Below are 17,606 nucleotides of genomic sequence, written 5' to 3'. Positions count from 1 at the left end.
TGGGCCCGACATGAAACCCAACATGAAGACAGAAATGGCAGTAAGGTGAAGGTATGTAAACGAGCTTCTCAGGTTGTATGGCCTCGAACCTGAAGATTCAAAAAATTCTCTACGTGCGGCTGCCCTGCAACCCAATTTTCCCGATTGGAGCGGTTTATCTGGCGGATCACGTCCACAAGCTGTTTCCCACTGTCGAGCAGCGCATTTTTGACATGGGCACTTTCCCGCCCTTAGATTATCGTCGCCGCATGTTAGAGCAGATCGACCACTTTCAGCCGGATTTACTGGTGTTCTCCTGGCGGGATATTCAGGTTTATGCCCCGGTGAATGGGCGGGCTGGGAATCTATTGCAGCACTCCTTCGAGTTTCTCTATGCCCGCAATCCTCTGAAAAAATTACGGGGATCCCTGAATAGCCTCAAGTTGGTGCTGGCCTACTACGGCGAGATCTGGCGGAATACCCGCCTGGTCTGGCAAGGGATCCGCCGGGCAAGGCGCTACAAACCCCAAGCCGAGGTGGTGTTGGGGGGTGGGGCAGTGAGTGTCTTTTATGAACAGTTGGGCCGTTCTCTGCCCAAGGGCACGATTATCTCGGTCGGGGAAGGGGAAACGCTGCTAGAAAAAGTAATCCAAGGACAAAGCCTGGCGGCTGAGCGCTGCTATCGGGCCAAACTGGAACAACCGCGCCGGGGTATGGTGCATGAGCTGCCGCAACCGCTGCAAAAAAACGCCTGTGACTACACTTACATCGAGGAGATTTGGCCGGAAATTGAGTATTACTTAGAGGGGGGAGATTTTTACATTGGGGTGCAAACCAAACGGGGGTGTCCCCACAATTGTTGTTATTGTATCTACACTGTCATCGAAGGTAAACAGGTGCGGATCAACCCTGCTGACGAAGTGATCCGAGAGATGCTGCAGCTCTATGAGCGAGGGGTGCGCAATTTCTGGTTTACAGATGCACAGTTTATTCCTGCTCGCCGCTACATTGAAGATGCGGTGGAATTACTGAAAAAGATCCTCGCAGCTGGCATGACGGATATTCGGTGGGCCGCCTACATTCGCGCCGATAACCTCACCCCAGAGCTGGCGGAGCTGATGGTGAAAACCGGCATGAGCTACTTTGAGATCGGCATTACCAGTGGATCCCAGGAGCTGGTGCGCAAAATGCGTATGGGCTATAATCTGCGCACGGTACTGGACAGTTGCCGCTATCTTAAACAGGCAGGTTTTAATGATCTGGTGTCGGTCAATTACTCTTTTAATGTCATCGACGAACGCCCCAAAACCATTCGACAAACATTACGGTATCACCGGGAGTTGGAAGCTATTTTTGGTCGAGACAAAGTGGAGCCAGCCATTTTCTTTATCGGCCTACAACCCCACACCCATCTAGAAGAATATGCTCGCAAAATAGGGGTGATTGACGATCACTTTAACCCCATGAATATGACCCCCTGGACAGCTCGCAAATTACTCTGGAACCCGGAGCCGATGGGATCCTTTTTTGGAGAGGTCTGTCTAGAAGCCTGGGATCGTAACCCTAATGACTTTGGCCGTGAGGTGATGGATATCTTAGAGCGGCGGCTGGGTCTGGCGGAGTTGGAGGAGGCCCTGAGCGCGCCTTTGGCTGGAGTTTACGTGTCGTGACATCCCCCCGGAAGCCTTCCGGGAATGAGCAGGATATGCTGGTCGAAGCGGGGAGGGATCCCGTTTCTCTGCTTTGGTAATGAATGTTCTGCTACTCCTAGCTCCCATGCCGACTCCGCCACCCACCTACTATCAACAGTTGGGCCTTTCCCCTCAAGCCAGCCTGGAAGAGATCAAAGCTGCCTACCGCAACCGGGCCCGCCAAGTTCACCCCGACAGTTTGCCTGCGGAAACGCCGGAGTATCTGCGTCAATTGGCCCAGCGGGAATTTCTGCAGTTACAGCGTGCCTACCGGGTCTTAAGCGATAGTCAGCAGCGGCAGGCTTACGATCTCAGCCTCAAACCCAAACCCTTACCCCCTCCTCCGCCGGTGGTGCCTGTGCCGGAGCCGATTCCTCCTACCCCCAGTTGGTCAACTTTGTTGAGTGCTGGGTTGGCGGGGGCTGCCCTTTGTTTGGCGGGTTTGGCTCTTTGGAACGGCTTAAGGCCGGCCCCAAGTTTGGATATGGCCAGCAAAACGGCTGTCGCCGATGCCCTAGAATCTTCTGCCAACCCGGAAGTGGCCTTGGCAGCATCCTCGCCTGGGGTGACTATTGTCAGCAGCTCTCAATTGGATGGGGCTTTACCTTCAGACTCCCCTTCAAGCCCCGTAGAAGCCGCAAGCCTAGTCCAAGCTCCCCTCCCTGAGCCGGAGGCTCCCTTTCAACCTTCCCCCGAGCAGATCAATCGCTTTGCCCGTACCCTCTTGCAGGTACAACCCCTCCTAGAGGCTACCCAAAATCGCCTCGAACAGGCCAATGGCAGCGAAGAACGTCAGCAAATCGAACAACAGTTTGAAACTGCCGCCAGTAAGGTGATTGCCGCCAATCAACTGACTCCCGAAGAGTATCACCGCATCTCCGCCAGCGCCCAATCGGATCCGCAAGTGGCGGCCTCGGTAACCGCAGCGGTGCGCCGTTGGATGCCCTGAATCCCGAGCCGTGGAGAGAACACCTCGTAGATCACAGTTAAGGGCTTGCCCTTGTGCAACAAAAGATAATGCCTAGCCCAGAAGGGGCCAGAACAACCCAGCAAATGGGCAATTGGGTCTGCCTGACCAAAGTAGAGGTTGCACAACTCCCGAAAGGTTTCTAGCCGTTCTTGGATCAGGTTTTGACCAATGGGCTTTGTGGGATCCGGCAAATGTTCTAAAAGGTGCTCGGGGTTCCACCAGGAGGTGGCATAGAGCAAGGGATGTCGAGAGGTAGTCCCACTCAGCCAAACGCGCCGCCGCATTAGGGGGGATCCCATCTGGGCCAGATCTTGAGCCAGCCTCTGCATTTGAGCCGGTAGGGTTCCCAGTTCAGCTACCAGCTCGACCGAGCCATTGTCGATCAAATGGGATTGAATCCTGTCCCGCGTCAGGCAGGCGAGGTTACGAGTGGTAAAACCATCTCCCAGGAGCAATAGACGTAAGACCGGATCTACCTTTGCCAGTTCAGGTGCAGAGGGATCCGCCTCCCCTTGCCAGAGCAGGTGTAAGGGCCACCAGTTGGCAGCGGTGCTGCTGGAATACCCTTCAGATGGAAAGCCTGCAGCCACCGAGGCATAGGTGGATCCCACTTCAACGACATCATGTTCTGGTGGAGAGGGGAAGCGTTCCAAGATGGCGGCTCAGTTGTTAAGTTCTGTATCGCCTCTTCAGTTTAACCCACCAGCTGGCTGCTGTTGTCGTTCTTGTGGGTTCTATCTAACTGGTGCCCGGTTGCACCAGCAGCCGCACCATCCAAGGCACCACCACGATGACGCTGATCAGTCGCGCTAGGTGCATGACCATCACCGTACTGGTTTGCGCCCCCATATCCAGCGCGATCAAGCTCATATCAGAAATGCCCCCTGGTGCTGTGCCCAACAAAGCTGTCAGGCGCTCAATGCCCAGCCAACGGGAGATCAAATACCCGGATAGCACGCCGGTGCTGACGGCAATGACGGTGCAAAGCAGCGCCGGTCGCCACAGATCCTTCAGGGCAACCACAGTATCGGCCGTGAGCTTGGTGCCCAGAATCGTACCCAAGACCAACTGCATGGCGAAGCGGATCCCGGCTGGAGGGGTGGCAATCGGGATCATCCCCCAGACATTCACCAAACCTACCGCCACCATCGACCCCACCAAAGCTCCTGCCGGAAGCTTGAGTTTCACCCCAATCAGGGCACCGGCCAACCCGATCAACAATGTCCAGAGATAGCTCATCATTTTGGCTTGGCCTGTAGAAGTGCGGATCCCTGTGAGCCAGACTCAGGCCCACCTTCGCCACGGCATTGAGCACAGGTGCCGTAGAAGTCAAGCACATGGTACTCGATCACAAATTGATACTGTCCAGAAAGTTGGGACTCCAAATCGCCCACTGGACAGCCGGGTAGGGGTATCACCTGGCGACATTGGGTGCAAATCAAATGATGGCGATTATGGCCGTTGCTGGGCAAGACCTGATAGTAGGTCTGTGGATCCCCAAGGTTGACCGATTGCAGTTTGCCCTCATTGCGTAGCGCATCCAGAACCCGATAAACCGTAGCTAACCCAACGGTGTGGTTGGCATTACGTAACTCCAGGAAAATTTCCTGAGCCGAAAGCGGCTGGGACTGATGCTGAAGCACCTCCAGGATCAATTTCTGGTTACGGGTTTGGCGAGAGGAGGACATGATCAACCCTTCTAAATCCTTCGGGTCAGCGCTCAGATTCCGCCTCAGCCTTCATGCGCTCTAGCGTCCGATTCATGTGGTCAAACATTTGGCTGGGGGAGACCCCAAAGCCCCCTAGTTGGGTTTGCAATTGTTTGATGGTCATTTGGGCCATAAAGTCATCGGAGAGTTCCAGTCGCTTCATGAAAATGCGTTGGCGCTCCAGCAGTTCCTCCATCTGTTCGATGAAGATTTTTTTGCCTTCCCGATCGAATTGGCCGTATTGTCCGCCAAGCTGCATCAGGTTTTGGAAATCCTGAAATAGCTTCTTGGCTTCCTCTTGCACGATCTCAGAGTCGAAGAAGCTCATGGTCTTCCGTCTGCCCTGGATAAACTGTATGTGGTGTTCTCATCCTATCCGATCCAAGCTGCCTTCCTGCGAGTACGGGATCCCGCTCTGGGGCAGGGTAGATTTTGGGCTTGTCTGGCGCGGTGTTTGCCATGTTCCCGTTTCCTTGTGTTAAGGCTTACACTCAGCTGTCTTTAGCCCGGCAGTGGTGTGAACGGGTGCAGGGATCCCAACCTCTGTTTCTGGCCTGTCTGGGGTTTACGGAAACCGCTCTGATCCCAGGTATCTCTGCTGCCGGAGCCACCCCTTCCTTGCGTCGCTATACCGCCCTTGCGGATGGGGAACTGCTGCTAGAGGGGTATTCTCATCGGTTGCCCACTTCCCCGGATGGTTACCCCTCTCCGGTGGTGATCAGCCGTGCCATTCTGACAGAGTTGGGGATCCCCTACCGGGTGTTCAATTGTGGCCTGCCGGATCCCTTGCCAGGGGCAGAAACTGTGGTCTCCGGGGGAATAGCCCGCTGCTTAAGTACAGGACAGGCTTTGTCTGTAGAGCGGGTGGGATCCCTGTGGCAGGAGGGATATGACCGGGGATCCCACTTGGCATCAGGCTACTGGGTGATTGGGGAATGTGTGGCGGGGGGCACCACTACGGCTCTGGCGCTGTTGCTGGGGTTGGGCTGGGGGGCGGAGGGTATGGTGAACAGCAGCCACCCGGTCTGTAACCACGCGCAAAAGTTAGCTTTGGTGCGGCAGGGGTTGGCAAATCTGCCCTCAGGAGCTTCTGCTCTGGAGGTGGTGGCCGCAGTGGGAGATCCGATGCAGCCGTTTGTGGCGGGGCTGGCGATGGGGGCGGCCCAGCGGGGTAGGGTGCTCTTGGCGGGGGGTACCCAAATGCTGGCGGTGGTGGCTCTGATGATGCGCTTGGGGGTGGAGCAGGGGATCCCTTGGCCCCCAGAGAATGTAGCAGTGGGAACAACCCGTTGGGTCGCGGAGGATCCCTCGGGCAATACGGTGGCCTTGGCACAACTGCTGGGTTCGGTGCCTCTTTTGGCCACCCAGCTGAGCTTTGCCAGCAGCCGCTATGCCCCTTTACAAGCCTATGAACGGGGTTACGTGAAAGAAGGCGTTGGTGCAGGCGGATTGGCCATTGCCAGCAGCCTTCACGCCGCCTGGGGTCAAGGGGAGTTGTTGGCGGCAATCGAACGCAGCTACGAAACCCTTCAAGCCGCCTCGAGGGGAGCCATGGTCAAGCCCTCCTGAAGCAGTTGCTGATGGTAGAGCTCCGCCTGTTCTTGGGGGCCGACCCAAACGATCGCCTGCCCTTCGGCATCCACCTGTACCGTCAGCTGCCGCGCCAGGGGCAGGGTCATGCCAGGGATATATTTCAACAAACATTCGGTGACGTGCTGGAAGGTATTGAAGTCGTCATCCAGGACGATCACCTTGAACTGAGGGTAGGGTTGGCGAACCTGTGTTCTCGACGGAGACGACTGCTGTGCGGGCAGGGTTGGGGCTTCCGTAGTCATAGCAGAAGGAATCGAGACAAAACTTGATGAGCAGCTTCCTAAATCTAAGGGATAGGGATCACCCTTTATGTTTGCATCATAATTCATCGGCCTGCCTTTCCCCAACTGGCTGGGGATCTTCTAGCTCAGTTCCTCTCGCAGCGAGCGGCGGGGCTTTTGTCCCCCGAAGTTGCGCTCAAAATAGAGGGCAGTGGCGCGATGCAGGATTCCGGCTTGGGCGAGAGCGTGACACAGGGATCCGCCTGGGGGCAGGTGTTCTTGGGCCTGTTGGATTTGGGCGGTGCTGACCAATCCAGAAGCCATGAGATAGTCGGCCACATGACGTCCTCCCGACAAAGCGACTGAGTATCCCCCTTCGCTGAAAAACTTGACGGTCTCAGGTTTGAGGTGGCTGTGGTGAGCCAGCACGTCCGTGAAGGTGCCCCCTTCCCTTTCCCAGGCATGGATCACCGTTTCGATGCCAGGGTTATCGATGAGAGCAGCAGCACGCAGTTGCGTCAAAACCCGCTGTACCCAGGGGGTGGCCCGCTGCAACGCTTCCAGATCCTCTTCGCCTAGATACACCTGCGGGGGCAGATCTGTAGGTTCGGCTACGGGGGTGCTCATCCCGGCGGCTAACTCGGCAATGGTCAGTTCTTCGATTTCCTCGGTCTCAGGTTCTATCTGGGCTAGGGCAATTGGGGTAGGGGCAGTGGATGCTGGCGGCGATGGGATCTGCTTCGCTTGGGCTAGAGCAGTGGTCAGGGTACGGTTTTCCTCCTGGACTTTTTGCAGCTGGGCTTGCAGTTGGCGCACTTGGGCTTGGGCTTTTTGCAGTTGCGTTTGGGCCTCTTGATACTGCACCTGTAGGTGGTGAGTTGCCTCAGCAGTTTCTTTTCGGGCCTGAGCCAGGTCGGAAACCAAACGATTTTTGGTGGATTGGGCCAGTTGCAGCTGGTGTTGGTGTTCCTGAAGGGTGTGGTTGAGGGCAGCTACTTGGGCTTGGGCCTGCTGAAGTTGCTCCTGGAGCTGGGCTTGGGCCTGTTGGGCCTGGGCTTGTTGCACTTGTTGCTGGTGCTGCAGTTGGGATCCCAGCTCTTGGAACTTGTGTTTGGCCTGCGATTGCCGCTCCGTCAGTTCGTGGCAGCGGTGGCGCAGGGTTTCCAGTTCTGTTCGGGCGGTTTGCAGTTGCTCAGTCAGGGCCTGGGCTTGGGCGGATCCCTGGGTTTGCTGAGCTTGGAGTTGGTCTGCTAGCTCCTGAATGCGTTGTTGATCAGCAGCTTGTTGCTGAGCTGCCTGTGCGATTTGGGCGGCTAGCTGAGCTTCCAATTCGGCAATGCGCTGTTGCTGCTCATGCTGGCGGGCCTGATAGTCGGCGATTTGCTGCACCGATTGGCCGGCCATGGCCCGTTGTTGTTCTCGCTGTTGCTCCAGTTGTGTCTCGAGGGTGGCAACTTGCTCTTTGTAGCTCGCCAGCTGGGCTTTGTACTGCAGGGTGGCTTTATAGGCTCCACGGGCAGCCTGTAAAGGAGAGCTATACAGGGGGGCTTGATCGGGAATGGTAGACCAATGCTCCAGCATCACTTCCCAACTGTTGCCCGCTCCCGCCTGGCGACGCAGTTGTTGCTGTTTGTCGAGTGCCCAGTCCAACCAGTGGGATTGCACCCAGCCGTGTTCCACCAAGATCTCCCCAAGTTTCCGTTGGGGTTGTTGTTTTTGGTAGGTCAGAGCCTCATGAATTTGCTCCAGCTTTAGATAGCCGTGCAACATGAGAACCTCGCCGATGCGCACCAATTCGACTGGGATGAGGGGGTAAAGATCTTCGGGGGCAACCCAGCTGTGCTCCATACACAGCTCCCCCAACATCAAGGGGTTGTCCGCTTTTTCCCACATGGCCTGTGCCAGTTGGGCCGGAGTGAGCAGTCCAGCTTTGTTGAGAGCCTCTCCTAAGCGGATCTCGAATTTTTCCCGGTCAATCGCGACTGGGGCGGGGCTGGTCGACCGATTCATCGGGACTCTCCGATACAGGGAGAAAATTTCGTTACAGCCATCATAGTGGAAAACCCTCAGAGAGACGGAATGTAACTGCTGTGGTCAACAAGTTACAGCCTTTTCCGACTTCACTCAGGCTCTTGAGCTAGACAAGAAGCCTTATAGAGCAAGGGATTGACCTGAATCTGCTGTATCAGATAACGCTGGAAAAGGCTGTAGTCAGCGGTTCACTTGGATTCTAATGGATCTCTAAATTTTCCTAAATTATCTTGATGGCTTGGGTTGTTCTTGACTCTGAGCGAACTGCTGTAGCTGCCGCAGGATCAACAACTGTCCCATGCCCAAAGGTAAAAGAGAAACAGCCTCCACCCGCAACTGTACCCAGCCATTCCCCCATAGCCAATCGCAGTAGCCATCGGCTCCTCCCCACATCAGCAAACGCAAGCGCTCCGGTAGAAGGGTTTCCACCTGATGCATGATCGAGATAGGGCCACATTGGGCATTGAAGGTGCTGCCCATTGCTAGGCTTTCGGGTAGGGATCCCTGTAGCTGCTGAGGCCAGATCCACTGACGCAACAGATCCACTTCTGTTAAGCAACGCCGCAACGTCGATGAACCCGCCTCGACCTCAACCCGAATGGTAGATGATTGTAGAGTTCCTAACATAGCTATCCCGCGTGGATCATCTTATAACTTGTCAGCAGTCTGTGCCTCTGTCCTCTCAGCACAGCCTGACTCTATTCTGGTCAATTTGCGGGGTTTGCCTACTCTTTCCCAAAGATTCTGTCCTTGAAGGCTTCTCGTCCCCATCTAGTTGCCATCTTCGCCCAAAGCTTGGATGGGAAAATCGCCTCTGATCGCTTGCAGCGCCCCTCCTTTGGTAGCCGAGAGGATTATCGGCACCTAGAAACCCAAGCTGCCCAGCAACAGGCTTTGATCATGGGGGCAGCCACCCTGCGGGCCTATGGCACCAGCCTGCGCCTCAGGGATCCAGAACTCTTGCGGCAACGAGTTGTACAGGGCTTACCCCCCCAACCCCTGACGATCATCTGTTCTGCCAGTGGGGAGCTATCCCCCGATTTGCCTTTTTTCCGACAACCCCTGACCCGCTGGCTCTGGACGACTCCATCAGGAGCGGGAGCATGGCCTCGGGGATCCGGCTTTGAAGAGGTCTGGGTGGCTCCGGATTGGGATTTACCGGCTCGACTGCTCCGCCTCAAGACCCTGGGCTTTGATCGGGTGGGGGTGTTGGGAGGGGGACGACTGCTGGGGGCTTTTCTGCAGGCTCAAGCACTGGATGAGTTGTGGGTAACCTTGGCCCCGGTACTCCTCAGTGGATATCCTGATCCGCCCGCCAGTATTGAGGGTTGGCAAGTGGAGGGATCCCCACCCCAGCTAGAACTGCTGGAGTGCCGTCAGGGATCTGTAGAGCTGTTTTTGCGCTACCGGCTGGACTGGCGGAATCCCTAAGCAAATTTTTGTTCAAATCCAGACTTCCAAAATATCCACAGGTTTTCCCCATGTTTTCCACAGCTTTTGGGGTGGTTTTCCACAGGTGGATTCCCTTCATTGCGGCCATCGGGGGGTTCTGTGGAAAAGTGAAGACAAAAAGGTTCAGGCGAATACACTCGCGAAAAAGTAACAAGATAAGGCTGTTTTTCCCGATTTCATCATTGACAAAACTGAGGTTTCCGTAACATTTTCGCTCTGGACTGGGATTGACATCCCCCATGGGGCAGAGGGCAGAATAGCCCCACCTGCGGATGAAGGATGCGGTGGTTTTCCCCAACCGGATCCCCAGAGTCAGCCAGTTTTGGATATGGGACTCCGTCCCGTTCAGGCAAACGGTCGTTTTTGCTCTTGTATCCCTCGGGCTATGAGTAGCCTGATGTCTCTTCGTTTTTCTCCAGCCACTTAGTCGTTTTGGGCTGTTTTGTCGCGGCTCTGTTTCTGTCGAGCAGTTCCGGCTCTGCCTGTGGCAACAAGTCCATCTGTTCCCGCCCTTTTTGACCCGGAGTGAGTATTTTTTATGAGTTCTCCCAATGTCAGTATTTTGAGCGAAATTCCGGAGGAGCTGCATGATACCCTCAAGGGCTACCTCTCTCGGCATCCCGACTGGGATCAGGATCGGGTGGTCACGGCGGCACTCTCGCTGTTCCTGCTGCAAAACGGGGATACCGACCGACGGGCGGCACGCATTTATTTGGACAGCCTGTTTCGTCGTAGCTGAGCCTTAAAATTGGCCGGTAGAAGCTGTTTGCTAGCCTGAGCTAGGGATCCAAATCCAAAAGGGATGAGGAATAACGACGTGCCGCGCGGCTTTGGGCTTGGGAAAAATGTTGGAAAGAGCAAAAACCAGTCTGGGGGGCAGGGATCCCCTTCAGCTCCCATTCCCCCTGCAGATGCGTTGGCCTTGGCCCGTCAATATCAGGAATCGGGACAGTTGGGTGCCGCCCTGCGCCTCTGCCAGCAGGTGATCCGCGCCCATCCTGACCGGTTTGAAGCCCAGGCTTTGCTGGGATCCCTCTATCTCGAAATAGGGGATCCCCGGCAAGCCCTGACCCACCTGCAACTGGCCTTGCATGGATGTGGAGATTGGATCCCGGCTTGGCGAGAGTTGGGCAAGATCTGGATGATGCTGGGCAATCTGGAGGAAGCGGTGCGGGCCTATGAGCAAGGGTTGGCTGTGGCCCCACAGGATGGGGAGTTACTCTCGGGCTTGGGCAGTGGTTTACTGGCGCAAGGAAACCTTCCGCAAGCGATTGCGGTGTTGGAACGAGCGGTAGAAACCCAGCCTCCTCCGGTTTATGCCTTGGCCAGTTTGGGCAATGCCCTGCTGTTGAACGGTCAACTTCCCCAAGCTGAAACGTACTTTCGCCAAGCCCTGGCCCTGAAACCCGCAGAGGGACGGATCCTGGTGAATCTCAGCCACTGCCTCCATCTCCAGGATCGCCTTGAGGAGGCCGCCGATTATCTGAAGCAGGCGATACCGTTGTTGCCAGGGGATCCTCAGCCTCACAACAATCTGGGCACGGTTTTGCAGGAGCAGAACCAGCTCCAGGCTGCTATCGAGTGCTACCGGCACAGTTTACGCTTAGCCCCCAACCTGGCGGAAACCCACTGGAACCTGGGTACGGCTTTGCTCACGTTGGGCCATTACGCCGAGGGTTGGCAAGAGTATGAGTGGCGATTGCGACAGCGGGGGGCAAACTATCCCACTTTTGCCCAGCCCCTCTGGAGGGGATCCCCCCTAGGTCAGAGAACCCTGCTGATCCATGCTGAGCAGGGACTGGGGGATACGATTCAGTTTGTGCGCTATCTGCCTTTGCTGGCTCAGGCCCATCCCGAAGCTCAAATCCGGCTGCGCTGCCAGAAATCTTTGGTAGAACTCCTGAAGAGCCATTTCCAGAGCCGCCACCTCCAGGTATTCTCAGAACAGGATCCCTTGCCACCCTTCGACTGCCATGTTCCTCTGCTCAGCTTGCCCCAGCGGCTGGGAACAACGCTAGAAACCATTCCGAACCGGATCCCCTATCTCTTCAATCTTAGCCCAGGTATCTCACCGGTCACCTCATGGATGGAAGAGTGGATCGAAGGCCTCCCAGAGCCTTCCCAGCAGATCTTTCCAAAAGTGGGCTTAGTGTGGGCCAGTGGCCGGCGGGCGGATCCGGAGCTGAACCGCATTCAACGGCTGAAAAGTTGCCCAGTTGAACAGATGCTTTCCCAGCTTCAACTCCCCGGGATCCGGTGGGTGAGTCTGCAGGTGGGGGAAGATCTAGGCAAGATCGGATCCCTGTTGGAGCAGCATCGGGTGCTGGAGGTGGGATCCCGTTTTCGCAGTTTTGTCGATACAGCAGCAGCAGTAGCCCAGTTGGATTTGGTGATCAGCGTCGATACGGCGGTGGCGCATTTGGCCGGAGCGATGGGCAAGCCTGTGTGGGTGTTGCTTCCGTTTGCTGCCGATTGGCGTTGGTTGCTGGAACGACCGGATAGCCCCTGGTACCCAAACGTGATGCGCCTCTTCCGACAAGCAGCACCGGGAGATTGGACTGGGGTATTGGAGCAAGTGCGAGTGTCTCTCCGGAGTTGGCTAGAAGGGATCCCTGTCACCGAGTAGAGCCCTAAATCGGAGCTACTCATCCCCTTGAATGATGCGCTGAAACAGATAGCCCGTACCTCGTGCTGTCAGGATCAATTCTGGATTGCTCGGGTCATCTTCTAGTTTTGCCCGCAGCCGAGAAATATGCACATCCACGACGCGGGTATCCACATGGCGCTCAGGGGTATAGCCCCACACCTCTTGCAAAATTTCCGAGCGAGAAAATGCCTCACCCGACCGGCTGACCAACAATTCCAGCAAGCTGAACTCCATGCCCGTCAGACGAATACGATCGTCCCGCTTATAGACTTGGCGCTTGTTGGTATCAATACGGATATCCCCCACCTGGATCACCCCAGAACTGGGGATCCCCTCATGGGCTGCCCGTGCCACCCGCCGCAGCACCGAACGGATGCGTGCTTCTAACTCTTTGGGCGAAAAGGGCTTGACCACATAATCATCGGCCCCCAGCTCCAACCCTGTGATCCGATCCGCCACATCCCCCAAGGCAGTCAGCATGATGATCGGAATGTCCGACTCTTTGCGCAGCTCCTGACAAACCCCGTACCCATCCAGCTTCGGCATCATTACATCCAGTACTACCAAATCCGGATCCTGTTTGTGAAAGGCATCCAGCGCTTCTTCTCCATCTGAGGCCGTAACCACGTCATACCCAATCATGGAAAGACGGGTTTCCAGAATGCGGCGAATACTGGCCTCATCATCGACCACGAGAATCCGTTCTTTACGCTGTACTTCCACGATGCTGCAACTCCTGAACTTCTAAAGGGATCCGCAAAAAGTGAGGGCTAGAGCCGACGGAGAGCTGGCCAGTCCGAAGGGCTTAGACCGTTAAAAGCAAGCCAACCTCATAAACTTCAACGTCCTCAAAACACTGCTTGATAATCACCAATTCAGCACCTAGCCCCCCTGCCTGCCGGGGAAACGAACGGAAAGTTCTTCGGAGAGTTCGTTCAATCTTATTAAAGGCTCCAACTTCAATTTTACCTAGTAGTCACTAACAACAAATGCAAATCACCCCTCTATAGGAACCATTGCCTTTGGCTATCATCAAGTCTGAGAAGTCTTCGCAAGAAGTTACTTTCCACAACCTAATTTATCATCCAGAACCGGCTGCCAACCGAACTTAGCGTTTCATTTTCCGATTGTTTTACCAATCTTGATACATACCTTCACAACTTCTTCAGATTGCCGCCGTTTTGTCCAGCAAAAACCTCAGGCAGCGCCATCCCCACATCAGGGGATCCCTGGCCGTTTGAAAGGGGGACTGACTCTTCAGAAAGGGCAACGGCATAACAACTGGCCAACAGTCCGGCGGAGCGGATTTCCCGTTCGGCATGGTGCTCCAAAATGCGCCGCAACAGACGCTCTGTCCCTAACCAAGCTGCCAAAGGCAGGGCATCTTCCAAGACAGGCAATGTGGGGTTGGGAAGGGATCCTAGCGCCCCTAGAACCACAGCTGAGACCAAAGAGATGGGGTTAGGTCGTTGTGCCACCCGACAGGGCTCACAGACCATACCTCCCGACTTGGGGCTAAAAAAAACATCGCCTGCTAGCTCCCCCCGACAGTAGTGGCAAGCTTGAACCTGGGGGGCAAACCCCGCCAAAGCCAGCAGATGATACAACCCGTGGGTGAGCAGAGGCAAGACAACTTGAGGGTCAGGGGCCTGTTCCAAACGCTCCAGATGTTCCACCAGCAGCACGAATAGATCGTCTTGGGTTTGATCTGACAGGGCCAAAATTAAAGTCACCTCCGCCAGATACTGGGCTGCCGTCAGATGGGCCAAGCTGCGGCTGAGGCGGGGGAAACTCTGTAGGGTTTCGGCTTGGGCAATGCGTTGTAGCCGTTGGGAAGCATCCGTTTGGGCCGGCCAACGTCCGCGGGCAATGAGCAGATCGTTGATTACAAACTGTTCCATTCGCCCCCCCAGTTTGGAAGGCTGTTTGCGGGATCCCTTGGCCACGGCCCGAATTAACCCCTGCTCCCGGGTCAGAATGGTGATGATCCGATCCGACTCTCCCAGTGGGATCCCTTTTAAGTTGATGCCGGTCACTCGATAGGTGCGCCCACTCATGCTCTAGCCGATCCTTTGGCGTGGAGTTCTTGCATCAGATCCAAACCCCAAGAGGTGCCAAGGCGGTTAGCTCCTGCCTCGATCATCGCCTCTGCCTGGGCCACCGTCCGAATTCCTCCCGATGCCTTGATCGCTACTTTCCCTTGGCTCAGTTGCCACAGTAGTTGCACATCGGCCACCGTGGCTCCCCCCATCCAGCCGGTTGAGGTCATCAAAAAGGCCACTCCGGCATCAATGCACACTTCCCCAGCTAATTTTTTCTCTTCTTGCGTGAGCAGGGCGGTTTCCAAGATCGCTTTTACACAGACTCCCGTCTCTTCCACCAGTTGGGCGATCTCGGCATGGAGGCGATCCAGTTCTCCTGCTTTGAGCCAGGCCAAGTTGATGCGCACATCCAGCTCTTGGCAGCCCTGTTCCACCGCCAATTGAGCCTCGTAGAGCTTGACCTCTGCCGTCGCCGTGCCCATGGGAAACCCGACCACCGTGCTGACCTGTACCGGGGATCCGTGCAGGCGTTCCACGGCCAGAGGCACATAGCAGGGAGGGATGCAGAGGCTGGGGAAACGATAGCGCAGAGCCACTTCACATCCTTGATCGAACTGCTCTGGGGTGAGCATCGGCAACAGCAGGGTGTGGTCAATATATTCCGCCAAGTTGATCGAGCCATCCACAGCGTCCTTCGGCTCCAATGAGAGCATCTGTTCAGTCCCCCGTTTTGACGATCTCCACTCTAGCGCCAGCCTTCAGCCGCGGGGATCCGGAACCAGGGAAGCAGCTTCTGTCCCTTTTTGGATGCAACAGTAGCAAGCACAACTACTGTGGTTGAAAGAATCGGCTACTTTTCCCCATAACCTTGGCTGATTTGATGCGATGCTGGTCACCCAACAACCTGTCCTGAAGCGATTTTGGTATCCCGTCATCCCAGTGAGCCACTTCCAAAAGGGGCAGACTGGGGGTCAGCCCTCGCGGCCACAACCCTTTGAGTTGCTGGGGCAGCGCATTGTGCTCTGGTTGGATCAGGCGGGAACCCCTGCTGCAGTGGAGGATCGCTGTTGCCACCGCACGGCGCAACTCTCTAAAGGCTGTGTGGTGGAAGGGACGATTCAGTGCCCCTATCACGGTTGGCAATTCGATGGCTCAGGGGCCTGTGTCCAGGTGCCTCAGTTGCGAACGGACGAGCGGATCCCGGGCAGCTATAGAGTGAAAGCCTTCCAAGCCCAAATTCGCTACGACTACGTTTGGGTGTGCCTGCATGATCAACCTTTGCAGCCGATTCCAGATTTTCCTGAAGCCGAGGATCCCAGGTTTCGGGTGATCCACCACTTCTACCAACGTTTTCCGTGCAGCGGCCTACGCATGATGGAAAATCTCTTGGACAACGCCCACTTCAGCATCGTCCACACCCAAACCTTCGGAGACACCAGCAACCCCATCCCACCCCAGATGGAGCTAGAAGAGCTGGAATGGGGTTTACGGGCCCGCACCGCCATACCCGCCACCAACCCACCCTTACAACAGAAAAATCTGGGCATTTTCGAGGAGAAAACCGTTCGTTATACCGATGCCACCTGGTTTATGCCGTTTGTGCATCGAGGCCGCATTACCTATCCCAATGGGTTAATTGCGGTGCTGTTTATGGCGGCTACCCCCATCAACGACCGCGAGTCTCAGTTGGTGCATTTCTGGATTCGCAGCGACCGCGAAGAAGATATTCCTGCCGCAGGGATCATCGAGTTCAACCGCATGGTGGTTCAAGAAGACGAGGCCATCCTGCAAACCACCGATTGGGATACCCCCCTCAGTATCGAAGCCGAACAACATCTGGCTGCCGATAAGCCCGGGATCCTGATGCGGCGCAAATTGGCTGCCCTACTCAAGGCCCACGGAGAGACGGAGCAAAGGCGCAAAGCCTAAGGGCAAGCATCTTGGATCAGTACAGTTGGACCAGTACAGCAATTCAAAACCTAGCAATCAAAGGGCTTTCAACAGCTCTGGCGAGTGGCGCACCGTTTCGAAGAAATGATGCACACTGGCTTCTGGGGTGGTTTGGTGAATGCCATGGCCGAGGTTCATAATGTGGCCCTGAGGGCCAGCTTTTTGAATGACCTCTAGAGTCCGTTGGCGAATCAACTGCGGGGATCCCAGCAACACCATCGGGTCAAGATTACCCTGTACGGCCAGGGATCCCAAGCGGGCCCGTGCCTCGGCCATATCGCTCATCCAGTCAAGGCTGAAAATGTCGATCCCAGCTCGACCCACCCGTTCTAGCAACGCAGCACTGCCATTGATGTAGAGCACCAGCGGCACCTGCGGATATAGGGCTTTCACGTGATCCACAATTTGCTTCTGGTAAGGCAAAGCCCAACGCTCGTAGTCGACGGGGCTGAGTTGCCCGGCCCAGGTATCGAACAACTGCACCACCTGCGCGCCGCACTCGATCTGGTAAACAACGTAACGGGCAATGCTATCCGCCAGCTTGCTGAGCAGTTGATGCAACAGCTCCGGCTGCGTAAAGGCCAAGCTCTTGATATGGGCGTAATCTTTGGAGCTGCGCCCCTCGACGGCATAGCAGGCCAGCGTCCACGGGGATCCGACAAACCCCAACAGGGTGGCTTTCCCTTCGACCTCTTGCCGTAGCGTCTTCAAAATGGTTTTGATGAAGGGCAGGCTTTCCTCCGGCTCCAACACCCGAATCTGGTCAATTTGTGCTTGTGAGCGAATGGGCGGGTCAATCACCGGCCCTTGGTGCTCCACCAATTCGAACGGGATCCCCATCCCTTCGAGGGGGGTGAGGATATCGCTGAACATGATCACCCCATCGGGGGCAAAAGCTCGAAACGGTTGCAACGAGATCTCAATGGCCAGCTCTGGGATCTCACAGCGCTGCTTAAAGGTGTATTTGCTCTGCAACTCCCGATAAACGGCCATGTAGCGACCCGCCTGCCGCATCATCCACACCGGAGGGCGATCCAACACTTCTCCCCGAGCTGCCCGCAGCAAACGACTCTGCGGACTGGCTCCTAGTCCGTCGCCATCGCTGGCCGTAGAAAGGGTGGGGCTGGGCATAACGGGTGAGTGCGACATGGAAGGGCAATCCGAGTAAAGGGCCTTACGAATCGTGACATTGTGGCGGCAACAGTCGCAAGGCTTCGGCGGGGGATCCCTGCGGTTTCTTCATGGGTTGCAATCTGCTGTTACAGCTTTTGAAGCAGCAGTCTCGCCCCGTTGCGTAGCAACCATGCCGACAGCAGGCTGT

18 protein-coding genes are annotated in these 17,606 nt (G+C 56.0%); 7 read left to right on the top strand and 11 right to left on the bottom strand.

From position 1 onward, the window contains the following. The first annotated feature begins 77 nt into the window (after window positions 1-77). Both L1047_RS10280 and L1047_RS10275 read left to right on the top strand, forming a co-directional pair. Window positions 78-1,649 carry a photosystem II high light acclimation radical SAM protein gene (locus L1047_RS10280; RefSeq protein WP_235278762.1) on the top strand — a complete coding sequence of 524 codons (1,572 nt, stop codon included), beginning with the start codon at window positions 78-80 and terminating at the stop codon, window positions 1,647-1,649. A 79-nt stretch (window positions 1,650-1,728) separates the two neighbouring features. Further along, on the top strand, window positions 1,729-2,619 hold the full coding sequence (locus tag L1047_RS10275) for a DnaJ domain-containing protein (RefSeq protein WP_235278761.1): 891 nt from the start codon (window positions 1,729-1,731) through the stop codon (window positions 2,617-2,619). Here L1047_RS10275 and L1047_RS10270 read toward each other — a convergent pair. From L1047_RS10270 to L1047_RS10255, 4 genes are all read right to left on the bottom strand, one after another. Then, on the bottom strand, window positions 2,538-3,293 hold the full coding sequence (locus L1047_RS10270; protein ID WP_235278760.1) for a chorismate pyruvate-lyase family protein: 756 nt from the start codon (window positions 3,291-3,293) through the stop codon (window positions 2,538-2,540). The two genes, L1047_RS10275 and L1047_RS10270, sit on opposite strands and share 82 nt — an antisense overlap. Before the next feature lie 85 nt (window positions 3,294-3,378). Continuing rightward, window positions 3,379-3,882 (bottom strand): AbrB family transcriptional regulator, encoded by a 504-nt coding sequence (locus L1047_RS10265; protein WP_235278759.1) that lies wholly within the window; start codon window positions 3,880-3,882, stop codon window positions 3,379-3,381. Beyond that, complete coding sequence (locus L1047_RS10260) at window positions 3,879-4,328, bottom strand: Fur family transcriptional regulator (protein WP_235278758.1); 450 nt, start codon at window positions 4,326-4,328, stop codon at window positions 3,879-3,881. Before L1047_RS10260 ends, L1047_RS10265 begins: the two co-directional genes overlap by 4 nt. Before the next feature lie 25 nt (window positions 4,329-4,353). Beyond that, window positions 4,354-4,677, bottom strand: a complete 324-nt coding sequence (locus L1047_RS10255; RefSeq protein ID WP_235278757.1) for a DUF1825 family protein — start codon at window positions 4,675-4,677, stop codon at window positions 4,354-4,356. Window positions 4,678-4,808: 131 nt separating this feature from the next. Here L1047_RS10255 and cobT point away from each other — a divergent pair, with 131 nt between their 5' ends. Further along, complete coding sequence (cobT, locus tag L1047_RS10250) at window positions 4,809-5,918, top strand: nicotinate mononucleotide-dependent phosphoribosyltransferase CobT (RefSeq protein ID WP_235278939.1); 1,110 nt, start codon at window positions 4,809-4,811, stop codon at window positions 5,916-5,918. Here cobT and clpS read toward each other — a convergent pair. From clpS to L1047_RS10235, 3 genes are all read right to left on the bottom strand, one after another. After that, window positions 5,879-6,184 carry an ATP-dependent Clp protease adapter ClpS gene (gene clpS / locus L1047_RS10245; RefSeq protein ID WP_235278756.1) on the bottom strand — a complete coding sequence of 102 codons (306 nt, stop codon included), beginning with the start codon at window positions 6,182-6,184 and terminating at the stop codon, window positions 5,879-5,881. The two genes, cobT and clpS, sit on opposite strands and share 40 nt — an antisense overlap. Before the next feature lie 120 nt (window positions 6,185-6,304). Further along, window positions 6,305-8,173, bottom strand: coding sequence for a hypothetical protein (locus L1047_RS10240; protein ID WP_235278755.1), 1,869 nt, complete (start codon window positions 8,171-8,173; stop codon window positions 6,305-6,307). A gap of 246 nt (window positions 8,174-8,419) precedes the next feature. After that, entirely contained in the window at window positions 8,420-8,821 is a 402-nt protein-coding gene (locus tag L1047_RS10235) for a hypothetical protein (RefSeq protein ID WP_235278754.1), read from the bottom strand. Window positions 8,822-8,944: 123 nt separating this feature from the next. Between L1047_RS10235 and L1047_RS10230 the strand changes: the two genes are divergently transcribed. The 3 genes from L1047_RS10230 (at window position 8,945) to L1047_RS10220 (ending at window position 12,272) form a co-directional block, all read left to right on the top strand. Continuing rightward, on the top strand, window positions 8,945-9,625 hold the full coding sequence (locus tag L1047_RS10230; RefSeq protein WP_235278753.1) for a RibD family protein: 681 nt from the start codon (window positions 8,945-8,947) through the stop codon (window positions 9,623-9,625). Window positions 9,626-10,184: 559 nt separating this feature from the next. Beyond that, on the top strand, window positions 10,185-10,385 hold the full coding sequence (locus tag L1047_RS10225) for a DUF2811 domain-containing protein (RefSeq protein WP_235278752.1): 201 nt from the start codon (window positions 10,185-10,187) through the stop codon (window positions 10,383-10,385). Window positions 10,386-10,463: 78 nt separating this feature from the next. After that, complete coding sequence (locus tag L1047_RS10220) at window positions 10,464-12,272, top strand: tetratricopeptide repeat protein (protein WP_235278751.1); 1,809 nt, start codon at window positions 10,464-10,466, stop codon at window positions 12,270-12,272. A gap of 15 nt (window positions 12,273-12,287) precedes the next feature. On the opposite strand, the gene rpaB is transcribed toward L1047_RS10220, so the two are convergent. The 3 genes from rpaB to deoC all read right to left on the bottom strand — a co-directional run bounded on the left by rpaB (window position 12,288) and on the right by deoC (window position 15,048). Further along, window positions 12,288-13,016 carry a response regulator transcription factor RpaB gene (rpaB, locus tag L1047_RS10215; protein WP_235278750.1) on the bottom strand — a complete coding sequence of 243 codons (729 nt, stop codon included), beginning with the start codon at window positions 13,014-13,016 and terminating at the stop codon, window positions 12,288-12,290. Window positions 13,017-13,447: 431 nt separating this feature from the next. After that, window positions 13,448-14,350 (bottom strand): DNA repair protein RecO, encoded by a 903-nt coding sequence (gene recO / locus L1047_RS10210; protein ID WP_235278749.1) that lies wholly within the window; start codon window positions 14,348-14,350, stop codon window positions 13,448-13,450. Beyond that, the gene (gene deoC / locus L1047_RS10205; RefSeq protein ID WP_235278748.1) at window positions 14,347-15,048 is read right to left on the bottom strand and encodes a deoxyribose-phosphate aldolase; all 702 of its coding nucleotides are present in this window, start codon (window positions 15,046-15,048) and stop codon (window positions 14,347-14,349) included. Before deoC ends, recO begins: the two co-directional genes overlap by 4 nt. A gap of 172 nt (window positions 15,049-15,220) precedes the next feature. On the opposite strand from deoC, the gene L1047_RS10200 reads away from it, so the two are divergent. Continuing rightward, window positions 15,221-16,264, top strand: coding sequence for an aromatic ring-hydroxylating dioxygenase subunit alpha (locus L1047_RS10200; protein WP_235278747.1), 1,044 nt, complete (start codon window positions 15,221-15,223; stop codon window positions 16,262-16,264). Between the two features lie 57 nt (window positions 16,265-16,321). On the opposite strand, the gene hemE is transcribed toward L1047_RS10200, so the two are convergent. Further along, a complete protein-coding gene (gene hemE / locus L1047_RS10195) occupies window positions 16,322-17,434 on the bottom strand; it encodes a uroporphyrinogen decarboxylase (protein WP_268836319.1) in 1,113 nt (370 codons plus the stop codon). Window positions 17,435-17,606: the final 172 nt, after the last annotated feature.

This window comes from Synechococcus sp. Nb3U1 (assembly GCF_021533835.1).
In the GTDB taxonomy this organism is placed as follows: Bacteria; Cyanobacteriota; Cyanobacteriia; order Thermostichales; family Thermostichaceae; genus Thermostichus.
The sequence above is the reverse complement of the archived record's forward strand: the minus strand, read 5'-3'. Positions and strand labels throughout refer to the sequence as shown.

Bases quoted from the DNA above. Each gene is read 5' to 3' on its own strand.
- L1047_RS10240 (WP_235278755.1), bottom strand. From the start codon at position 8,173: ATGAATCGGTCGACCAGCCCCGCCCCAGTCGCGATTGACCGGGAAAAA.
- cobT (WP_235278939.1), top strand. From the start codon at position 4,809: ATGTTCCCGTTTCCTTGTGTTAAGGCTTACACTCAGCTGTCTTTAGCC.
- clpS (WP_235278756.1), bottom strand. From the start codon at position 6,184: ATGACTACGGAAGCCCCAACCCTGCCCGCACAGCAGTCGTCTCCGTCG.
- L1047_RS10235 (WP_235278754.1), bottom strand. From the start codon at position 8,821: ATGTTAGGAACTCTACAATCATCTACCATTCGGGTTGAGGTCGAGGCG.
- deoC (WP_235278748.1), bottom strand. From the start codon at position 15,048: ATGCTCTCATTGGAGCCGAAGGACGCTGTGGATGGCTCGATCAACTTG.
- L1047_RS10255 (WP_235278757.1), bottom strand. From the start codon at position 4,677: ATGAGCTTCTTCGACTCTGAGATCGTGCAAGAGGAAGCCAAGAAGCTA.
- L1047_RS10265 (WP_235278759.1), bottom strand. From the start codon at position 3,882: ATGATGAGCTATCTCTGGACATTGTTGATCGGGTTGGCCGGTGCCCTG.
- L1047_RS10280 (WP_235278762.1), top strand. From the start codon at position 78: ATGGCCTCGAACCTGAAGATTCAAAAAATTCTCTACGTGCGGCTGCCC.
- recO (WP_235278749.1), bottom strand. From the start codon at position 14,350: ATGAGTGGGCGCACCTATCGAGTGACCGGCATCAACTTAAAAGGGATC.
- L1047_RS10260 (WP_235278758.1), bottom strand. From the start codon at position 4,328: ATGTCCTCCTCTCGCCAAACCCGTAACCAGAAATTGATCCTGGAGGTG.
- L1047_RS10200 (WP_235278747.1), top strand. From the start codon at position 15,221: ATGCTGGTCACCCAACAACCTGTCCTGAAGCGATTTTGGTATCCCGTC.
- L1047_RS10275 (WP_235278761.1), top strand. From the start codon at position 1,729: ATGAATGTTCTGCTACTCCTAGCTCCCATGCCGACTCCGCCACCCACC.
- L1047_RS10225 (WP_235278752.1), top strand. From the start codon at position 10,185: ATGAGTTCTCCCAATGTCAGTATTTTGAGCGAAATTCCGGAGGAGCTG.
- hemE (WP_268836319.1), bottom strand. From the start codon at position 17,434: ATGTCGCACTCACCCGTTATGCCCAGCCCCACCCTTTCTACGGCCAGC.